Origin of the sequence: Citrobacter sp. BDA59-3 (genome assembly GCF_015167655.1) — a bacterium.
GTDB lineage: Bacteria > Pseudomonadota > Gammaproteobacteria > Enterobacterales > Enterobacteriaceae > Phytobacter > Phytobacter diazotrophicus.
The window spans coordinates 632,723-648,976 of record NZ_CP063427.1 but is presented as its reverse complement, the minus strand read 5'-3'; the positions used below and the strand labels follow the sequence as shown (position 1 = coordinate 648,976).

Here is a 16,254-nt window from a genome sequence, read left to right as displayed (position 1 = left end):
AAACGGGCGATCACAACATCGTCCGCATTTCAATTTGACTGATGTTCATCGTGGAATACCCCGCAGAGGAAAACAGCGGGGTGAAGGATTCCGGCACCGCCACACTGGTCGTCAGCCCAGGGAAGTGATGACTGAGGGTGATCAGCATCTCACGGGCAAATCCTTTGTGGCGGTACTCCGGCTCGACATAAAGAAAGCGCAGTTGCGGAGCATCCATCAGCGTTGAAATGGCCGCATACGCATGCTTACGATACTCAAAAGCCCGGCAAGGAAGGGTAATGACGCAAAGAGGATCAAGCTGCCAGGGTAGCGTGTTCTTTACCTCAGCCACGGAGCGCCAGAGCAGCTCAAGGGGATTGCACTCCCGCAACAGGTTCTCTGGGATAGCGGTAAACGTATTGCTCTGATAGCCCCGCAGTACCCGCTGTTGCTCAAAACCCACTGACCGATACAGACCGATCCCCGCCTGGTTGTCTGCAAGCACCTCCAGCCACATCTGCTGAACGCCCTTTGCCTTCAGCCTGTCAATTAAGGGCACCAACAGCCGCTTACTTACCCCATTCCCCCGGTATGCCGGGCGCAGGGCAAAGGCGGCCAGCCGAGCGGATTCGGTACGCCGGGTGATAAGGGCAATAGCCACAAGCTTTTCGCCTTCCCACCAGACACAAGAGTCGGTCAGACTGATATCTTCTGCGCCGAAACGCAGCGCAAAACGCGCAGGGGTAAGAGAGATGGGAATACGGTAGCCTTCAAAGCACTCCCCTAAAAAAGCAGAAAGCTGCTCGCTACTGTAGTGAAGGGCAGAAACGGCGGTCAGATTCATAATGCTCCTCCGGGCGGAAAAACCAAGGATAGCACGATGAAAAAAGATAAAGTGCGCCCCGCGTCAGCAGGGCGCGAGGTTTATCAGAAGGTTTCCCAGTTTTCGTCGCCGACCGCCGCTTTACGCGGCATTGGGCTTGCAGATGGGGTTTTCAGCGTGGATGCCGCAACCGGTGTTTCGCGGGACACGCGACGGGTACGGAACACGGCAACCGCCTGCGTCAGACGGCTGGCCTGTTCTTCCAGCGCGGCAGCCGCAGCGGCAGATTCTTCTACCAGTGAGGCGTTCTGCTGGGTCACACGGTCCATTTCTGCTACAGCCAGACCCACCTGATCGATACCACGGCTCTGCTCATCGGAGGCAGAGGCGATTTCGCCCATGATGTCGGTGACGCGGGTTACCGCACTGACAATCTCGTCCATCGTTTCACCGGCGCTTTCCACCAGCGTAGAGCCCAGCTCAACACGACCGACAGAGTCTTCAATCAGACTCTTGATTTCACGCGCCGCCTGCGCACTGCGCTGGGCCAGGTTACGGACTTCCCCTGCTACCACCGCAAAGCCACGCCCCTGCTCGCCAGCACGTGCGGCTTCTACCGCGGCGTTCAGCGCCAGAATGTTGGTCTGGAAGGCAATGCCATCGATCACGCTGATAATATCGGCAATCTTCTGCGAACTGGCGGTAATGTCACGCATTGTCTGCACAACGTTATCCACCACTTTACCGCCTTTCTGCGCGGTATCGGATGCGCTTTTCGCCAGATGACTGGCCTGACGGGCGTTTTCGGCGTTCTGTTTCACCGTTGCAGTCAGCTCTTCCATGCTGGCGGCAGTCTCTTCCAGCGAAGCAGCCTGCTGTTCAGTACGGGAGGAGAGATCGTTGTTACCTGCAGAGATTTCGCTTGCGCCGCTGTAAATGGCATCGGCACCGTTACGGACATCGCCTACGGTACGTACCAGCTCAGCCTGCATGTGACGAAGGCTGGAGGCCAGTTGGCCCATTTCGTTGCTACCGTGCACATCGATAGTCTGTTCCAGATCGCCACCGGCAATATGGCGGATGTTTTCAATCAGATGATTCATCGGACCGATAACACCACGCTTAATGCCCAGCCATACGGCGACAATCACCACCAGTACGACCAACAGGACACTAATAATTATCCATACGGCAGTGGAGTAAGAGCCGTTACTCTCTTCGACCGCGATAGCATACAGACGGTCGTTTTGCTGCAAGTAGTCAAGGTACGGCTTCTCAAAGGCGTCCTGATAGCCCTGCGTCGGCTGATCAAAGAACTCGTTGATTTTGCCTGCACCCAGCAACTGAATCAGCTCAGCCAGCGCATTGTGGTAAATATCATAAGTACGATTGATTTCCGCTGCCGCAGCCTCGTTCTGGCGCGGATCGCGAGGTAAAGCTTGATACTCTTTCCAGTGCGTTTCCGCCTGCTTTAACGAGCTGCTGGCGATCTGCATCAGATCGTTCACCGTTGCACCGCTACCAATCTGGTTCTGATCCATCATGTAACGGATCCCGGCGCGATTCAGCGTGTTACGCGTCTGCAAAAGCGCCACCCAACTGGCGTTGAGCGTGGATTGCTGCTGACGAATAGTCTGCAACACAGTGAAGTTTTCTTTGTCGTGCTTAAGTGCGTTAAAGAATAAGCCGCCAGATGTGAGCTGCAAAAGACCAAAAAGTCCCAGTACAAAAAGTAAACTGGTGACAAGTTTCATACGATTCAACATGTTTTCTATCTTCCATTAGCCAGGTAACAGTTTTTCGGCCTGACCAGAGAAAACTTTATGGTGGATCGTATTGAGCATTTGTCTAAAGACGAACGTCGTGAAAACAGTAAGCATCCACAGTATTTAGTCTAAAACGTCGATATAAAGGAAATAAACGAGCATGTAATCATACGTTTCGCTAAAAATTTCACTTAAATAGCCGAAAAACCGGATAATTCCCCCTCGCATTAAGAATAATCTTCCCCCTTAAGCGACTCGCTGTTTTAATAGGTTACCTCTTTTAACTCAAGGACTTAAAAGTGATTAACCGCGATTTTGATCATTTATCAACTCTGTTACATTTGTTTTTCACTCGCCAGGATATTCAGCAAAAATTGAATATAATTGACCAGCATAATATTTCCGGCTGGGAAATCTGGATGCAAATTGAGTTCGCTAACCTGCTGGCTTCCACCGACCATGAATGGTGGCGCGAGATCAGCCTGGAGTGCGACAAACGCATGAATCCGCAGCGCGATTCACTGCGCACTGACTTCTTGCTGAGGAAAAAAGGCTGGACGGTGGATAGCTATATCGCACTGGAAATAAAGCAAAATATCGACCCCACCAGTTGCGTCAGAAATATGATCCTCGACCTTGAAAAATCAGCAAAAATAAAGCGTTCTGAAATCGATCTTCGCAGCTTCTGGACCTTAGGTATTACGCGAACCATTGAGGCTGAGCGGTTAGACGCACTGATTGATAATTACCTCCAGGATAAATATTACCAGACCAAAAGCAGAGAGAAGCACGTACTGTTGACCCCTATCGAAAATACCCCCTACTGCTATATCGTGATCTGACCCTTTGCTCGCAGGCCCTTTTATCAACGCCTGCGAGCCCGCGGCTCCACGTGATCCTTATCACATATTTTCAGCCGCTTAGCGCCGTATAAAACCGCTTATCCGCTTAGCTGACCGCTTACCCCGCTATTCATACCACTCAATCAGATCGCGCCCTTTTTACGCTTGTAATTTGCCATGATCGTCACCAGCAAGGCCGTCTTTTAACACATCAACTCCGATTTCATTTTTCTTGATAATCAGGTCTGACATGGATACTAAAAAGCTATTCAAACATATACCCTGGGTGCTCCTCGGCATCCTCGGCGCCTTCTGCTTATCCGTCATTGCTTTACGACGCGGTGAGCACGTCAGTGCGCTGTGGATCGTGGTCGCTTCCGTTTCTGTGTACCTCGTGGCGTATCGCTACTACAGCTTGTACATCGCGCAAAAGGTGATGAAGCTCGATCCGACACGTTCAACCCCGGCTGTTATTAATAATGATGGTCTGAACTACGTACCCACCAACCGTTACGTCCTGTTTGGTCACCACTTTGCCGCTATCGCAGGCGCTGGTCCGCTGGTCGGCCCGGTGCTGGCAGCGCAAATGGGCTACCTGCCGGGTACCCTGTGGCTGCTGGCAGGCGTTGTGCTGGCCGGTGCGGTGCAAGACTTTATGGTGCTGTTTATCTCTTCACGCCGTAACGGCGCCTCTCTGGGTGAGATGGTGAAAGAAGAGATGGGCCGCGTGCCAGGGACTATCGCCCTGTTCGGCTGCTTCTTAATCATGATCATCATCCTCGCTGTGCTGGCGCTGATCGTGGTAAAAGCCCTGGCAGAAAGCCCGTGGGGCGTGTTCACCGTTTGCTCCACTGTACCGATTGCCCTGTTTATGGGTATCTACATGCGATTCCTGCGCCCAGGCCGCGTGGGTGAAGTATCGGTCATTGGTATCGTGCTGCTGGTGGCCTCCATCTACTTCGGCGGCATCATCGCCCACGACCCGTACTGGGGCCCGGCGCTGACCTTCAAAGACACCACCATCACCTTCGCGCTGATTGGTTATGCCTTCATCTCTGCGCTGCTGCCGGTATGGCTGATCCTCGCACCGCGTGATTATCTGGCAACTTTCCTGAAAATCGGCGTTATCGTGGGTCTGGCGCTGGGTATTGTTATCCTCAACCCGGAACTGAAAATGCCTGCGGTCACGCAGTACATCGACGGTACCGGCCCGCTGTGGAAAGGTGCGCTGTTCCCGTTCCTGTTTATCACCATCGCCTGTGGCGCGGTCTCTGGCTTCCATGCGCTGATCGCTTCCGGTACCACGCCGAAACTGCTGGCGAATGAAACCGACGCGCGTTTTATCGGCTACGGCGCCATGCTGATGGAGTCCTTCGTTGCGGTGATGGCGCTGGTTGCGGCATCCATCATTGAACCGGGTCTCTACTTTGCAATGAACACCCCGCCTGCTGGCCTTGGCATCACAATGCCGAACCTGCATGAACTGGGCGGCGACAACGCGCCGATGATTCTGGCGCAGTTGAAAGATGTCACCGCGCACGCGGCGGCAACGGTAAGCTCCTGGGGCTTTGTTATCTCTCCTGAGCAGATTCTGCAAACGGCAAAAGATATCGGCGAACCGTCCGTACTGAACCGCGCAGGCGGCGCACCGACGCTGGCTGTGGGTATCGCCCACGTGTTCCACAAAATCATGCCGATGGCGGACATGGGCTTCTGGTACCACTTCGGTATTCTATTTGAAGCACTGTTCATCCTGACTGCGCTGGACGCCGGTACCCGTGCTGGCCGCTTTATGTTGCAGGATCTGCTGGGTAACTTCGTGCCGTTCCTCAAGAAAACCGACTCACTGGTCGCCGGTATTATCGGTACCGCAGGTTGCGTTGGGCTGTGGGGCTACCTGCTGTATCAGGGTGTGGTTGACCCGCTGGGCGGCGTGAAAAGTCTTTGGCCGCTGTTCGGTATCTCTAACCAGATGCTGGCGGCTGTCGCGCTGATGCTGGGTACGGTGGTACTGGTGAAAATGCAGCGCACAAAATACATCTGGGTCACTGTGGTTCCTGCTCTGTGGCTGCTGCTGTGCACCACCTGGGCGCTGGGCCTGAAACTGTTCAGCACCAATCCGCAACTGGAAGGCTTCCTGTACATGGCTAACCAGTACAAAGAGAAGATTGCTGCCGGTGGTGCTGATCTGACCGCACAGCAGATTGCCAACATGAACCATATCGTGGTGAATAACTACACCAACGCAGGTCTGAGTATTCTGTTCCTGGTGGTCGTGTACAGCATCATCTTCTACGGCATCAAAACCTGGTTGAACGTGCGTAACAACACCGTGCGTACCGACAAAGAAACTCCGTATGTTCCGGTACCGGAAGGCGGCGTGAAGACCTCTTCACATCACTAAAAAACGGCGGGTGGCGCTGCGCTTACCCGCCCTACAAAATTCTGTAGGCCCGGTAAAGCGTAGCGCCACCGGGCTTTTTCTTATCAGGATGCGTTATGTTTGGTAACTTAGGTCAGGCCAAAAAATACCTCGGCCAGGCGGCAAAAATGCTGATTGGCATCCCGGATTACGACAACTACGTCGAACATATGAAAACCAATCATCCGGATAAACCCTGGATGACATACACTGAGTTTTTCCGCGAACGTCAGGAAGCGCGCTACGGCGGAAGTGGAGAAGGTGGCGTGCGCTGCTGCTAAAGGAGAGAACATGACACCGATTGCTGTCACCCTGTTAACCGGTTTTCTTGGCGCCGGCAAAACCACCCTGCTTCGTCATATCCTCAACGAGCAGCACGGCTTCAAAATCGCCGTTATCGAAAATGAATTCGGTGAAGTTTCGGTTGATGATCAACTGATTGGCGACCGCGCCACGCAGATCAAAACGCTCACCAACGGCTGTATTTGTTGTACCCGTTCCAGCGAGCTGGAAGACGCGCTGCTGGATTTACTCGACAGCCTCGATCGCGGTGACGTCACTTTTGATCGCCTGGTGATCGAGTGCACCGGTATGGCCGATCCCGGTCCGATTATCCAGACCTTCTTTTCCCATGAGATCCTCTGTCAGCGTTACCTGTTAGATGGCGTGATCGCGCTGGTGGATGCCGTCCATGCGGATGAGCAGATGAATCAGTTCACCATCGCCCAGTCGCAGGTGGGCTATGCTGACCGTATTCTGCTGACTAAAACCGATGTCGCCGGTGAAAGTGAAAAACTGCGCGAACGTCTTGGCCGCATCAACGCCCGCGCGCCGATTTATACCGTCACCCACGGCGATATCAATCTCGGCCAGTTGTTTAACACCAACGGCTTTATGCTGGAAGAGAACATCACCTCAAGACCACGCTTCCACTTTATCGCGGACAAGCAAAACGACGTCTCATCAATTGTGGTAGAGCTGGATTATCCGGTCGATATCGGCGAAGTCTCTCGGGTAATGGAAAATCTGCTGCTGTCGTTTGCCGACAAGTTATTGCGCTATAAGGGCATGTTGTGGATTGATGGCGAGCCCAACCGCCTGCTGTTCCAGGGCGTACAGCGGCTTTACAGCGCCGACTGGGACCGCCCGTGGGGCGACGAGCCGCCGCACAGTACGCTGGTGTTTATCGGCATTCAACTGCCGGAACAGGAAATCCGCGACGCCTTTGCCGGGCTGAAAGCCTGACGTCGTACTACACAAAAGCCAGTTTACCGACCTTCGCCAGTAAACTGGCTTTTGCCTGATCCAACAGGTCCGCATTGGTGCGACTCGACAGCGTGTCGCGCGCTTTTAGTCCCAGAAAATAGCTAATCCGCTCCATATTGGCCCCGGACGGATGCGGCAATCCCGACAATATCCGTGCCTCGTCCAGCACGCCCCGACTTGCCAGCAGGTTTACCCCTTCGGTCGCCACCGGCCCCAACGGAATAAATACCGCTTTTTTCAGCGCCGCCGCTTCCTGGGCGAATCCTTCATCAATTGACGCTCTCAATAACGCGGAGCGGGAAAAATGCGGGGTGCCGTTGTAATTGACGCCTTTAACAAACAGCGGCTGGGTATACAGCGACGTGCAATGTACCAGCCCGGTATGGTCGGTAAAAAGCTGCGCCGTGGAATCCAGCGAGAGCATCTGTGCCAGGCCAATACCATCAAGCAATTTGACCAGGTTATTACGCAACGGTCCGCTAAAGGCCCCGTGTTTTTTCGCCTCACGTAACGCCAGCGCGTCATCGCCGCCCTCACGCAGCACTTTCTGCGCCGTCGTCACCGCGTTATACCACTGCACATATCCCGGTGTTATCCCTACCAGTACCACCAGCGCACGGGTATTTACCGCATCAAAAGGGATGTAGTACTGCGCGAGGTTTCCCTCCTGCGCCAGCAAAAATTCCGCAGGTAACTCACCGGGCGTTTTGCGACCGGAAAAAGTGACGATAGCGTCGCGAAAGCGGGACAAATTAGCAGAAATAGCGCTCATGGTTTCTTTTCACTTAGACTCAGGAAAGGGCTTCTCATACGCTGCACAATGATCAGGGTGCGCAGACCTTAACGTTCGTTAACGGCCTGCGAAGGGGTTTCCGGCAGCGCGACAGACTCCTCCCCGATACCCTCGGGTTCCTGTAACGCTTCAACAATCATCGCCATCCGTTCGTGCTCGAAATCGCGGTGAGAAATCTCCAGCTTCGGCAGCTCCTTGTTGACCTTCTCAGAGAGTTTGCCAAAGCGCTCCACTCTGCCATACAGCCCCTGACTACCCACCAACGAGGTCACGGTGGCGTTGTACTGGTTGCTGGCGGTGGTCAGTGTGCCGCCAAGCTTGCTTAAGCGCTCTGCCACCAGGCAGACGGTATTGAAGATTTCCCCTGCACGTTCACTGATTTCCCGCGCTTCGCTGTTGCTGCGTTCAATCATCCACAGATTAGAGACGGTACGCAGAATCGGAATCAGCGTGGTATGGGAGACCAGCACAATCCCTTTGCGGTAGCCGTATTCAAACAACCCTTTATTCGTTTTGAGCGCCTCAATATAAGCCGCTTCGATGGGCATAAACATCAGTACAAAGCTCGGGCTTCGAATACCCGCCAGGTTGGTGTAATCCTTCGACGCCAGATCATCGATGTGGCGGCGTACCGCCACGATGTGCTCATCCATCGCGTGCTGCTGCGCTTGTGGCGTTTCGGCCGAACAGGCGCGATCATAGGCATTCAGCGACACTTTACTGTCGATAATGATGTGCTTATTGTCCGGCAAGCGGATCAGGTAGTCCGTCTGTTTCCTGCGCCCGTTTTCGTCTGTAAAGGCGCTCTGCACCTCAAAGTGCTCTTTCTCCACCAGCCCGCTCATCTCCAGGGTGCGGCGCAATTGCGCTTCGCCCCAGGCACCGCGCTGTTGGGAATCGCCTTTCAGCGCCGAGGTCAGGTTGGTCGCCTCGGTACTCATTTTCAGACCGACATCGAGCACCTTTTTAATCTCTGCATTCAAATCGGCATTGCCACGAATAGAGGCGTCGTGCACTTCATTGATCCGTTTCTGGAAACCCTCAATTTGCTCGCGAAACGGCTTAAGCATGTCATCGAGGCTGTTTTTGCTGGTGGTGGTGAAGGTTTTGCCCTTCTCTTCGAAAATCTTATTGGCGATATTTTCAAACTCGCGCGACAGGGATTTTTTGGTCTCTTCCAGGCTGGCAAACTGTTCGCGGAAATGGTGCTCGCGCTGCTCAAGCGTGGTTTTCAGCTCGGTATAGTCATGATCGAGCTGGCCCGACAGACGACGCTCTTCTTCCAGTTGCGCTTCTGTTCTGGTCAGACGCTGCAAGAGCTCATCCGCTCGCCCTTTCAGATCGCTGATTTGCTGACGCATGGCGCTGACGTCGATATCCCGCTGATGCTTTTCCTCGCGCGCCGCGTCGGTTTTGGCTTCCTGCTCACGCAGCAGTTTCCTGGTTGCCGCCAGCTCGTCCTCCGCCAGCTCATGGTCATGCTCCAGCGCGGCCATTTTGCGGGTAAATGTCTGTTGGGTGAGAAGCCAGCCAAACGCGCCCCCCAGCAGGGCGGCAATCACAGCGGCAATCATCGTAAGCGTCATGTCAGAGCATCCTTTATCCATCTTTTCTGCGACTACCATACCCCCGGCAAACGAAGATGCAATATTTGCTTTCTGCGCCGCCTTTCTCCCCTTCCTCTTTGGGGAGAATGCCAGGGAGAGGAGAATCGTCGCAACGGTGCTTAACCTTGAAAACCAAGCGAAACTGGCACTCTGCTCTATGCTTAAACCATGAACAAAATCACAGAACTTAAACGTGCCAAACGCCTGGCGCTCTCATTACTGTTGATCGCGGTAGCGATCTTCATCGTCACCCTTTTTCTGCCACCCAACTTCTGGGTCAGCGGAGTGAAGGCTATTGCTGAGGCGGCGATGGTCGGCGCACTGGCAGACTGGTTCGCCGTAGTGGCGCTCTTTCACCGCGTGCCCCTGCCCTTTATCTCCCGCCATACGGCGATTATTCCGCGCAATAAAGACCGTATCGGTGACAATCTCGGGCAGTTCGTGCAGGAAAAATTTCTCGACACCCAGTCGCTGGTGGCACTCATTCACCGTCATCAACCCGCACAGATGATTGGCGTCTGGTTCAGCCAGCCGGATAACGCCCGTCGTGTCGGCCAGCACCTGATGCAGGCCATGAGCGGATTTCTGGAACTGGCGGACGATACACGCATCAAAAATCTGCTTAAACGTGCGGTACATCGGGCGATCGATAAAGTCGACCTCACCGAAACCGGCGCGCTGATGCTGGAGAGCATGACCAAAAACCAGCGCCACCAGGTATTGCTGGATGCCCTGATCGGCCAGATGATCCTGTTACTGCAAAAAGAGAGCAGCCGGGACTTTATCGCCAGCCAGGTCGTGCGCTGGCTGAAAACGGAGCATCCGCGTAAGGCCAAAATTTTGCCCACCGAGTGGCTGGGTGAACAAAGCGCCGTAATGGTTACCCGCGCGGTGAATACGCTGCTGGATGATGTCACCCACGATAGCACGCACCAGATCCGCCGGGCCTTCGATAAAGCCGTGCTGAAACTGATCGCCAATCTGAAAACCGACCCGGAGATGGCCGCCAGGGCCGATAACATTAAACGCTACCTGAAAGAAGATGACGCGTTTAACCGCTATCTGGGAGAGATGTGGGGTGATCTGCGCGACTGGATGAAAGCCGATATGCAGGCCGACGATTCACGCATTAAACAGCGCATCACCGAAGCCGGGCTGTGGTTTGGCGAAACGCTGCTGGCGGATGGCGCACTGCGTACATCGCTTAACGAACACCTGGAACAGGCGGCTCACAGCGTCGCACCAGATTTTGCCGCGTTCCTCACCCGCCATATCAGCGATACGGTGAAAAGTTGGGATGCCCGCGATATGTCGCACCAGATCGAGCTGAATATTGGCAAAGACCTGCAATTCATCCGCATCAACGGCACGCTGGTCGGCGGCTCGATTGGCCTGGTGCTTTACCTGCTCTCGCAGATCCCCGCCCTGCTTTCGCTGCCCGCCGGTTAAAAAAATAAAAACGTGAAATGAAGGTGAATCACTCACCTCCACTCAGGTGTTACATCTCATCTACCGTGACCACACGTTGCACAGCGGCAAGGACTCTCTCAGGCTTAATTATCGCCATAGGCTGATCCGGATATTCGGCAAGCTCCATCGCCTGCCTGGGAGATTCCTTAATGACGATATGGCGTTCAGGATCCTGAAGCGGCCCGGTATGAGCGGGATTTGCGGTTACAAAGAGACTGACCGTTTTCACCTTAAGGGCAACCGCAAGATGAAGAGGACCGGTATCAGGGGTAACAAGAACATTGAACCCGGCAATGCACTCAACCAGTCCGGTCAACGAGCATTTTCCGACATAATCGTTGATCCTGCCGAGTTCCTGATCGCTAAACCCATCAAGAAAAGCTTCTGCCAGTCCCCTTTCGGCTGGAGAACCGATCAGGGCTATTTCGAAATTATTTCCCGCGGCGAGCAATAATTTTGCAAGCTCTCTGAAATATTCAACCGGCCACTGGCGCAATTTTTCAGAAGCCCCCAACTGGAAACCAATGACCACCTTATCTGGTGAGGTTGAGATATTTTTGACGGGATAAGGGATCTGCATCTGAATATTTTTTGTAGAACACCCCATTAAATTAACCAACGCCAGTTTTCGCTCAATCAAATGGCCAGGAAAATTATTTTCAGGCATCGACGTCACCTGCTTACGCATGGCCAGATCGCTTCCGTTGTATGCATCTTTTAGCACAAAAGGAATTTTAGCCAGAGCAGCACAAAGCACATCATACGGACTCTTGGAATGGAGCAGGACCGCCACATCCGGTTTGCAGGCACGAAGGCGCCTGGCGACACTTGATACATTATTAACTTTTTGATCCCAATAAATAATATTTTCGAACCAAGGACTATTTTCAACGAGTGCCTTATTTTTATGGCTTGATATAAGCGTCAGCGCGGCATCAGGATACCGTTCTTTTATAGCCAGGATTGCCGGTGTATTGAGTATCAAATCGCCAAGTGCTGTTGTAGAAAAAATGGCAATGCTTTTTACGCGTTCTGCGTTATATTCACTTGCACCACAAAGTTTATTTCCCGTTAAAAAGCGATAGCAACCAATGGCCGCTGAAATAAAGGCAATTTTAAATTTTTTGGATGCCATCTAACATTCTCCCGATGAATCCGTTGTTTTATTTTATCACTTCAATAATTTTTACTGATTGATAACCACCAACCCATTGTCAGCTTCGCTTGATGCGCAAAGAACAAAGCCTGACGAATCGCCATAAAATATCATAAAAAAAGTGAATATTTCTGCGGTTGGTCATGACGCAGACCAAAAACGGTCCCGGTATGAGTCAACGCCACCAGCGCACATGTGAAACGCAAAGGTGCCAACTGCCCACCGGTTAAAAAACAGACAAAATTAACGTCGACATATAAATTGTCTACTCGCACAATAGAAGAGTGCGGTAAGAAAAACCGTAAAAGGAGACTGTTATGTCATGGAAGCCCGCATTTTTCGCCCGTTATGCCGGGGTCTTTATCTTCCCGATGGCGCTGGTGCTGTACGATTTTGCCGCCTACCTCACCACCGACATGATCCAGCCGGGCATCATTCAGGTGGTGCGCGATTTTGATGGCGATGTCAGCCTCGCCCCGCTCTCAGTCAGCCTGTATATGGCAGGTGGCATGGCACTGCAATGGGCTTTAGGCCCTCTGTCCGACAGAATTGGTCGCCGCCCGGTGCTGCTGACCGGGGCGCTTATCTTTACCCTTGCCTGTATCGCCACGCTGTTCACTACCACCTTTGAACAGTTCCTGGCGGCGCGCTTTATTCAGGGCACCAGCATCTGTTTTATCTCCACGGTCGGGTACGTCACCGTTCAGGAAGCCTTTGAACCGACCAAAGCCATTAAGCTGATGTCGCTTATCACCTCGGCGGTACTGCTGGCTCCGGTGATTGGGCCCCCTGGCGGCGCTGCGTTAATGCATTTTGTCCACTGGAAGGTGATTTTCGCGGCGATCGCCGTCCTCGGTTTTGTGGCCTGGCTTGGGCTGATGCTGGCGATGCCGGAAACCGTTAAAAGGCAGAAGACGCCCCTACGGGCAATGAGCGTCGTCCATGACTTTTGCGCGGTATTTCGCAACCGCGTATTCCTCAACGGGGCCGCCACGCTCGCGCTCTATTACATTCCGCTCATGTCCTGGGTGGCCGTCTCCCCGGTAATTCTGATCGATGCAGGTGGCATGACTACGGCGGAATTCGCCTGGGCGCAGATCCCGGTCTTTGGCGCGTTGATTGCTGCCAATATCGTGGTGATGCGCTTTGTGGAAGATCCGACCAATCCGCGTTATATCCGTCGTACCGTGCCCATTCAGCTTATCGGTCTGGTGACATTGCTTGCCGGAAATCTGCTCTTTCCGCACCTCTGGTTCTGGTCGGTAACCGGCACCAGTATCTATTGCTTTGGTATCGGTCTGATTTTCTCGACCCTTTTTCGTTTTACGCTGTTTACGAATAACTTACCGAAAGGCACTGTGTCGGCGTCGCTCAATATCGTGGTGCTGAGCACCATTGCGATCGCCATTGAGGGCGCACGCTGGCTGTGGTTCTCCGGCGGCGGGCGCATTCCATTTCATCTGCTGGCGCTGGTCACAGGCGGCGTTGCCATACTCTGCCTCAACCGTCTGGTGCGCCGGGTACAGCAGTACGAAAGCGCTCAATGCCGCTAATCTCGCGGCAGATCAACAATTCCATATATTCAATAAGGTTATAATTCTTCCTTCGGCGGCAGCAGACCGCCTCTTTTTTCATTGTCTCCCGTGTTACGGGGAAGGAAAAATCATGTCTCTTATTACAGAACTTCCGGAAGTATTTGAGCAATTCTCCGACGCCCGCCAGAAAGGTTTTCTCACCGTGATGGAACTGAAAGAACAGGGGATCCCGCTGGTCGGCACCTACTGTACTTTTATGCCGCAGGAAATCGCGATGGCCGCGGGAGCAGTCGTGGTCTCATTGTGCTCCACCAACGACGAAACCATTGAAGAAGCGGAAAAAGATCTGCCGCGTAATCTCTGCCCGCTGATTAAAAGCAGCTATGGTTTCGGTAAAACCGACAAATGTCCGTACTTCTATTTTTCCGACCTGGTGGTGGGCGAAACCACCTGCGACGGCAAGAAAAAAATGTACGAATACATGGCAGATTTCAAAGCCGTTCACGTAATGCAACTGCCCAACAGCGCGACGGATGACGCCTCACGGGCGTTGTGGAAATCGGAAATTCTGCGCCTGCAACAGCACATCGAGGAGCGCTTCGGCCAGCCGATCAGCGAAGCCGCCCTGCGCGAGGCCATCGTACTGAAAAACCGCGAACGTCAGGCAACGGCTGATTTCTACCGTCTGGGGCAGTTAAATCCGCCCGCGCTGAGCGGGGCCGACATCCTGAAAGTGGTGTACGGCGCGACCTTCCGTTTCGATAAAAACGCATTGATTGCCGAGCTCAATGAGATGACCGCCCGCGTGAAAGCGCAGTGGGAACAGGGCAAACGGCTGGAATCCCGTCCGCGCATCCTGATTACCGGTTGCCCGATTGGTGGCGCGGCCGAAAAAGTGGTGCGTGCCATTGAAGAGAACGGCGGTTGGGTGGTGGGCTACGAGAACTGCACCGGGGCGAAAGCTACCGAACGCAATGTGGCGGAGGACGGTGATGTCTACGACGCGCTGACCGACAAATATCTGGCGATTGGCTGCTCCTGCATTTCACCTAATACCGAACGCCTGCGTTTGCTGAGCCAGATGGTCGAAGAGTACCAGGCCGACGGCGTGGTGGACGTGATTTTGCAGGCCTGCCACACCTACGCGGTGGAATCACTCGCCATCAAACGCCACGTGCGCCAGCAGCACAACATTCCCTACATGGCGATTGAGACGGATTACTCCACCGCCGATATCGGGCAGCTCAGCACCCGTGTCGCCGCGTTTATTGAGATGCTCTAAGGGGTCAGGGTGACGTTCACGATAGGTATTGATTCCGGTTCAACCACCACCAAAGGGATATTGCTGGAAGGGAACGCCATTGTCCGGCGTTTCCTCTGCCCGACGTCGTTTCGCCCGGCGGACAGTATTCATGACGCCTGGGAGACACTGCGGGCAGGTCTGGAGGAAAAGCCCTTCCTTACGCTTACCGGCTACGGGCGGCAACTGGTGGATTTTGCCGATAAGCAGGTAACAGAGATTTCCTGTCACGGGCTGGGCGCGCGCCTGCTGTTGCCGGAGGCACGCACCGTCATTGATATCGGCGGTCAGGACAGTAAGGTTATCCAGCTTGATGAACAGGGCAATCTCACCGATTTTTTGATGAACGACAAATGCGCCGCCGGAACAGGGCGCTTTCTGGACGTCATTTCACGCACTCTGGGTACTACGGTGGAAGCGCTGGACGGGATCACCGACGGCATCGCGCCGCATCCGCTGACCAGCATGTGCACCGTGTTCGCCGAATCAGAAGTGATCAGCCTGCGCTCAGCGGGCGTTGCTCCCGAGGCGATTCTGGCGGGTGTGATCAATGCGATGGCACGACGCAGCAGCCATTTTATTTCGCGGCTCACCACTCAGGGACCGCTGCTGTTTACCGGTGGCGTCAGCCATTGCGCCCGTTTCCGTGCCATGCTGAGCGAGCATCTGAAGATGGCGGTGCATACCCATGACGATGCTCAATACGCGGGGGCGATTGGCGCGGCGCTGATTGGTCAGCGCCAGAGGGGACGTTGATGGAAGAGTTCCTGTTTTTATTTCACTCCACCGTTGGCGTGGTGCAGACCCGCAAGCTGTTGCAGGCATCCGGCGTGCCGTTTCGCGTGGCGGATATCCCCCGCACCCTGCGCGGCGGCTGCGGGTTATGCATTCGTCTGCAGTGCCCACCCGGAGCAGAACAGCAGTGGGTGCTGCCCGGCGCGACCCAGGCGATTTACCGCTGCGAGGGAGAAGCGTTTGAGCAGGTGGCGGTGTATGAGTCGTCGCCGGTTAAGGCGCTTGCACCGCCATCCGGGATTTCCCCGGTGGCGCTGCGCTTACCAGGGCTACAAGCACGCCCACAGGGAAGCGGGCGGAGGAGATAGCCTACAAGGACGCAGGCTGGTCCCCGACCCGAAAGTCAGACGACATAAGACGAATGGACCGCGCCAGCGGCGATTTTCCTGGCCGGGAGCCCGGGTCGCCAGGAGGGTGGCGGTGAGCCACCCTGGCACGTTCACGGGTTCTGTCGCGATAGAAAAGCAAGAAACATAAGGTGAACGGAATGGCCACCAGAG

13 protein-coding genes and 1 pseudogene are annotated in these 16,254 nt (G+C 54.2%); 9 read left to right on the top strand and 5 right to left on the bottom strand.

All coding sequences use genetic code 11. From position 1 onward, the window contains the following. Positions 1 to 10: 10 nt before the first annotated feature. Both IP582_RS03035 and tsr read right to left on the bottom strand, forming a co-directional pair. Entirely contained in the window at positions 11 to 823 is an 813-nt protein-coding gene (locus tag IP582_RS03035; protein WP_193795047.1) for a GNAT family N-acetyltransferase, read from the bottom strand. A gap of 83 nt (positions 824 to 906) precedes the next feature. Continuing rightward, entirely contained in the window at positions 907 to 2,568 is a 1,662-nt protein-coding gene (gene tsr / locus IP582_RS03030) for a methyl-accepting chemotaxis protein (RefSeq protein WP_193795046.1), read from the bottom strand. A gap of 299 nt (positions 2,569 to 2,867) precedes the next feature. Between tsr and IP582_RS03025 the strand changes: the two genes are divergently transcribed. From IP582_RS03025 to yjiA, 4 genes are all read left to right on the top strand, one after another. Further along, entirely contained in the window at positions 2,868 to 3,410 is a 543-nt protein-coding gene (locus tag IP582_RS03025; protein WP_193795045.1) for a hypothetical protein, read from the top strand. 250 nt (positions 3,411 to 3,660) lie between these two features. Next, a complete protein-coding gene (locus IP582_RS03020; protein ID WP_193795044.1) occupies positions 3,661 to 5,814 on the top strand; it encodes a carbon starvation CstA family protein in 2,154 nt (717 codons plus the stop codon). Positions 5,815 to 5,909: 95 nt separating this feature from the next. Beyond that, positions 5,910 to 6,113 (top strand): YbdD/YjiX family protein, encoded by a 204-nt coding sequence (locus IP582_RS03015; protein ID WP_039078221.1) that lies wholly within the window; start codon positions 5,910 to 5,912, stop codon positions 6,111 to 6,113. 10 nt (positions 6,114 to 6,123) lie between these two features. Then, a complete protein-coding gene (gene yjiA, locus IP582_RS03010; RefSeq protein WP_193795043.1) occupies positions 6,124 to 7,077 on the top strand; it encodes a GTPase in 954 nt (317 codons plus the stop codon). Positions 7,078 to 7,084: 7 nt separating this feature from the next. Here yjiA and IP582_RS03005 read toward each other — a convergent pair whose 3' ends face one another. Next, the gene (locus tag IP582_RS03005; protein ID WP_108702078.1) at positions 7,085 to 7,870 is read right to left on the bottom strand and encodes a hypothetical protein; all 786 of its coding nucleotides are present in this window, start codon (positions 7,868 to 7,870) and stop codon (positions 7,085 to 7,087) included. Between the two features lie 68 nt (positions 7,871 to 7,938). Continuing rightward, positions 7,939 to 9,477 carry a DNA recombination protein RmuC gene (gene rmuC / locus IP582_RS03000; RefSeq protein ID WP_228007936.1) on the bottom strand — a complete coding sequence of 513 codons (1,539 nt, stop codon included), beginning with the start codon at positions 9,475 to 9,477 and terminating at the stop codon, positions 7,939 to 7,941. Between the two features lie 189 nt (positions 9,478 to 9,666). Between rmuC and IP582_RS02995 the strand changes: the two genes are divergently transcribed. Further along, positions 9,667 to 10,947: a DUF445 domain-containing protein gene (locus IP582_RS02995; protein WP_193795041.1), complete on the top strand. Its 1,281-nt coding sequence runs from the start codon at positions 9,667 to 9,669 to the stop codon at positions 10,945 to 10,947. 49 nt (positions 10,948 to 10,996) lie between these two features. Here the strand turns inward: IP582_RS02995 and IP582_RS02990 are convergent, their stop codons facing one another. Continuing rightward, positions 10,997 to 12,103 carry a glycosyltransferase family 9 protein gene (locus IP582_RS02990; RefSeq protein WP_193795040.1) on the bottom strand — a complete coding sequence of 369 codons (1,107 nt, stop codon included), beginning with the start codon at positions 12,101 to 12,103 and terminating at the stop codon, positions 10,997 to 10,999. 338 nt (positions 12,104 to 12,441) lie between these two features. Here IP582_RS02990 and IP582_RS02985 point away from each other — a divergent pair, with 338 nt between their 5' ends. From IP582_RS02985 to IP582_RS25265, 4 genes and pseudogenes are all read left to right on the top strand, one after another. Next, the gene (locus IP582_RS02985) at positions 12,442 to 13,677 is read left to right on the top strand and encodes an MFS transporter (RefSeq protein WP_193795039.1); all 1,236 of its coding nucleotides are present in this window, start codon (positions 12,442 to 12,444) and stop codon (positions 13,675 to 13,677) included. A gap of 112 nt (positions 13,678 to 13,789) precedes the next feature. Next, a complete protein-coding gene (locus IP582_RS02980; RefSeq protein ID WP_193795038.1) occupies positions 13,790 to 14,941 on the top strand; it encodes a double-cubane-cluster-containing anaerobic reductase in 1,152 nt (383 codons plus the stop codon). 9 nt (positions 14,942 to 14,950) lie between these two features. Beyond that, positions 14,951 to 15,715 carry a putative 2-hydroxyacyl-CoA dehydratase activator YjiL gene (yjiL, locus tag IP582_RS02975; protein ID WP_079497322.1) on the top strand — a complete coding sequence of 255 codons (765 nt, stop codon included), beginning with the start codon at positions 14,951 to 14,953 and terminating at the stop codon, positions 15,713 to 15,715. After that, positions 15,715 to 15,960: pseudogene (locus IP582_RS25265) on the top strand (DUF3343 domain-containing protein); the annotation flags it as partial. The gene yjiL and the pseudogene IP582_RS25265, both read left to right, overlap by 1 nt. Between the last annotated feature and the right edge of the window lie 294 nt (positions 15,961 to 16,254).

Bases quoted from the DNA above. Each gene is read 5' to 3' on its own strand.
- IP582_RS02985 (WP_193795039.1), top strand. From the start codon at position 12,442: ATGTCATGGAAGCCCGCATTTTTCGCCCGTTATGCCGGGGTCTTTATC.
- yjiA (WP_193795043.1), top strand. From the start codon at position 6,124: ATGACACCGATTGCTGTCACCCTGTTAACCGGTTTTCTTGGCGCCGGC.
- IP582_RS02995 (WP_193795041.1), top strand. From the start codon at position 9,667: ATGAACAAAATCACAGAACTTAAACGTGCCAAACGCCTGGCGCTCTCA.
- IP582_RS02990 (WP_193795040.1), bottom strand. From the start codon at position 12,103: ATGGCATCCAAAAAATTTAAAATTGCCTTTATTTCAGCGGCCATTGGT.
- rmuC (WP_228007936.1), bottom strand. From the start codon at position 9,477: ATGACGCTTACGATGATTGCCGCTGTGATTGCCGCCCTGCTGGGGGGC.
- IP582_RS03015 (WP_039078221.1), top strand. From the start codon at position 5,910: ATGTTTGGTAACTTAGGTCAGGCCAAAAAATACCTCGGCCAGGCGGCA.
- IP582_RS03020 (WP_193795044.1), top strand. From the start codon at position 3,661: ATGGATACTAAAAAGCTATTCAAACATATACCCTGGGTGCTCCTCGGC.
- IP582_RS03005 (WP_108702078.1), bottom strand. From the start codon at position 7,870: ATGAGCGCTATTTCTGCTAATTTGTCCCGCTTTCGCGACGCTATCGTC.
- IP582_RS02980 (WP_193795038.1), top strand. From the start codon at position 13,790: ATGTCTCTTATTACAGAACTTCCGGAAGTATTTGAGCAATTCTCCGAC.
- tsr (WP_193795046.1), bottom strand. From the start codon at position 2,568: ATGTTGAATCGTATGAAACTTGTCACCAGTTTACTTTTTGTACTGGGA.
- IP582_RS03035 (WP_193795047.1), bottom strand. From the start codon at position 823: ATGAATCTGACCGCCGTTTCTGCCCTTCACTACAGTAGCGAGCAGCTT.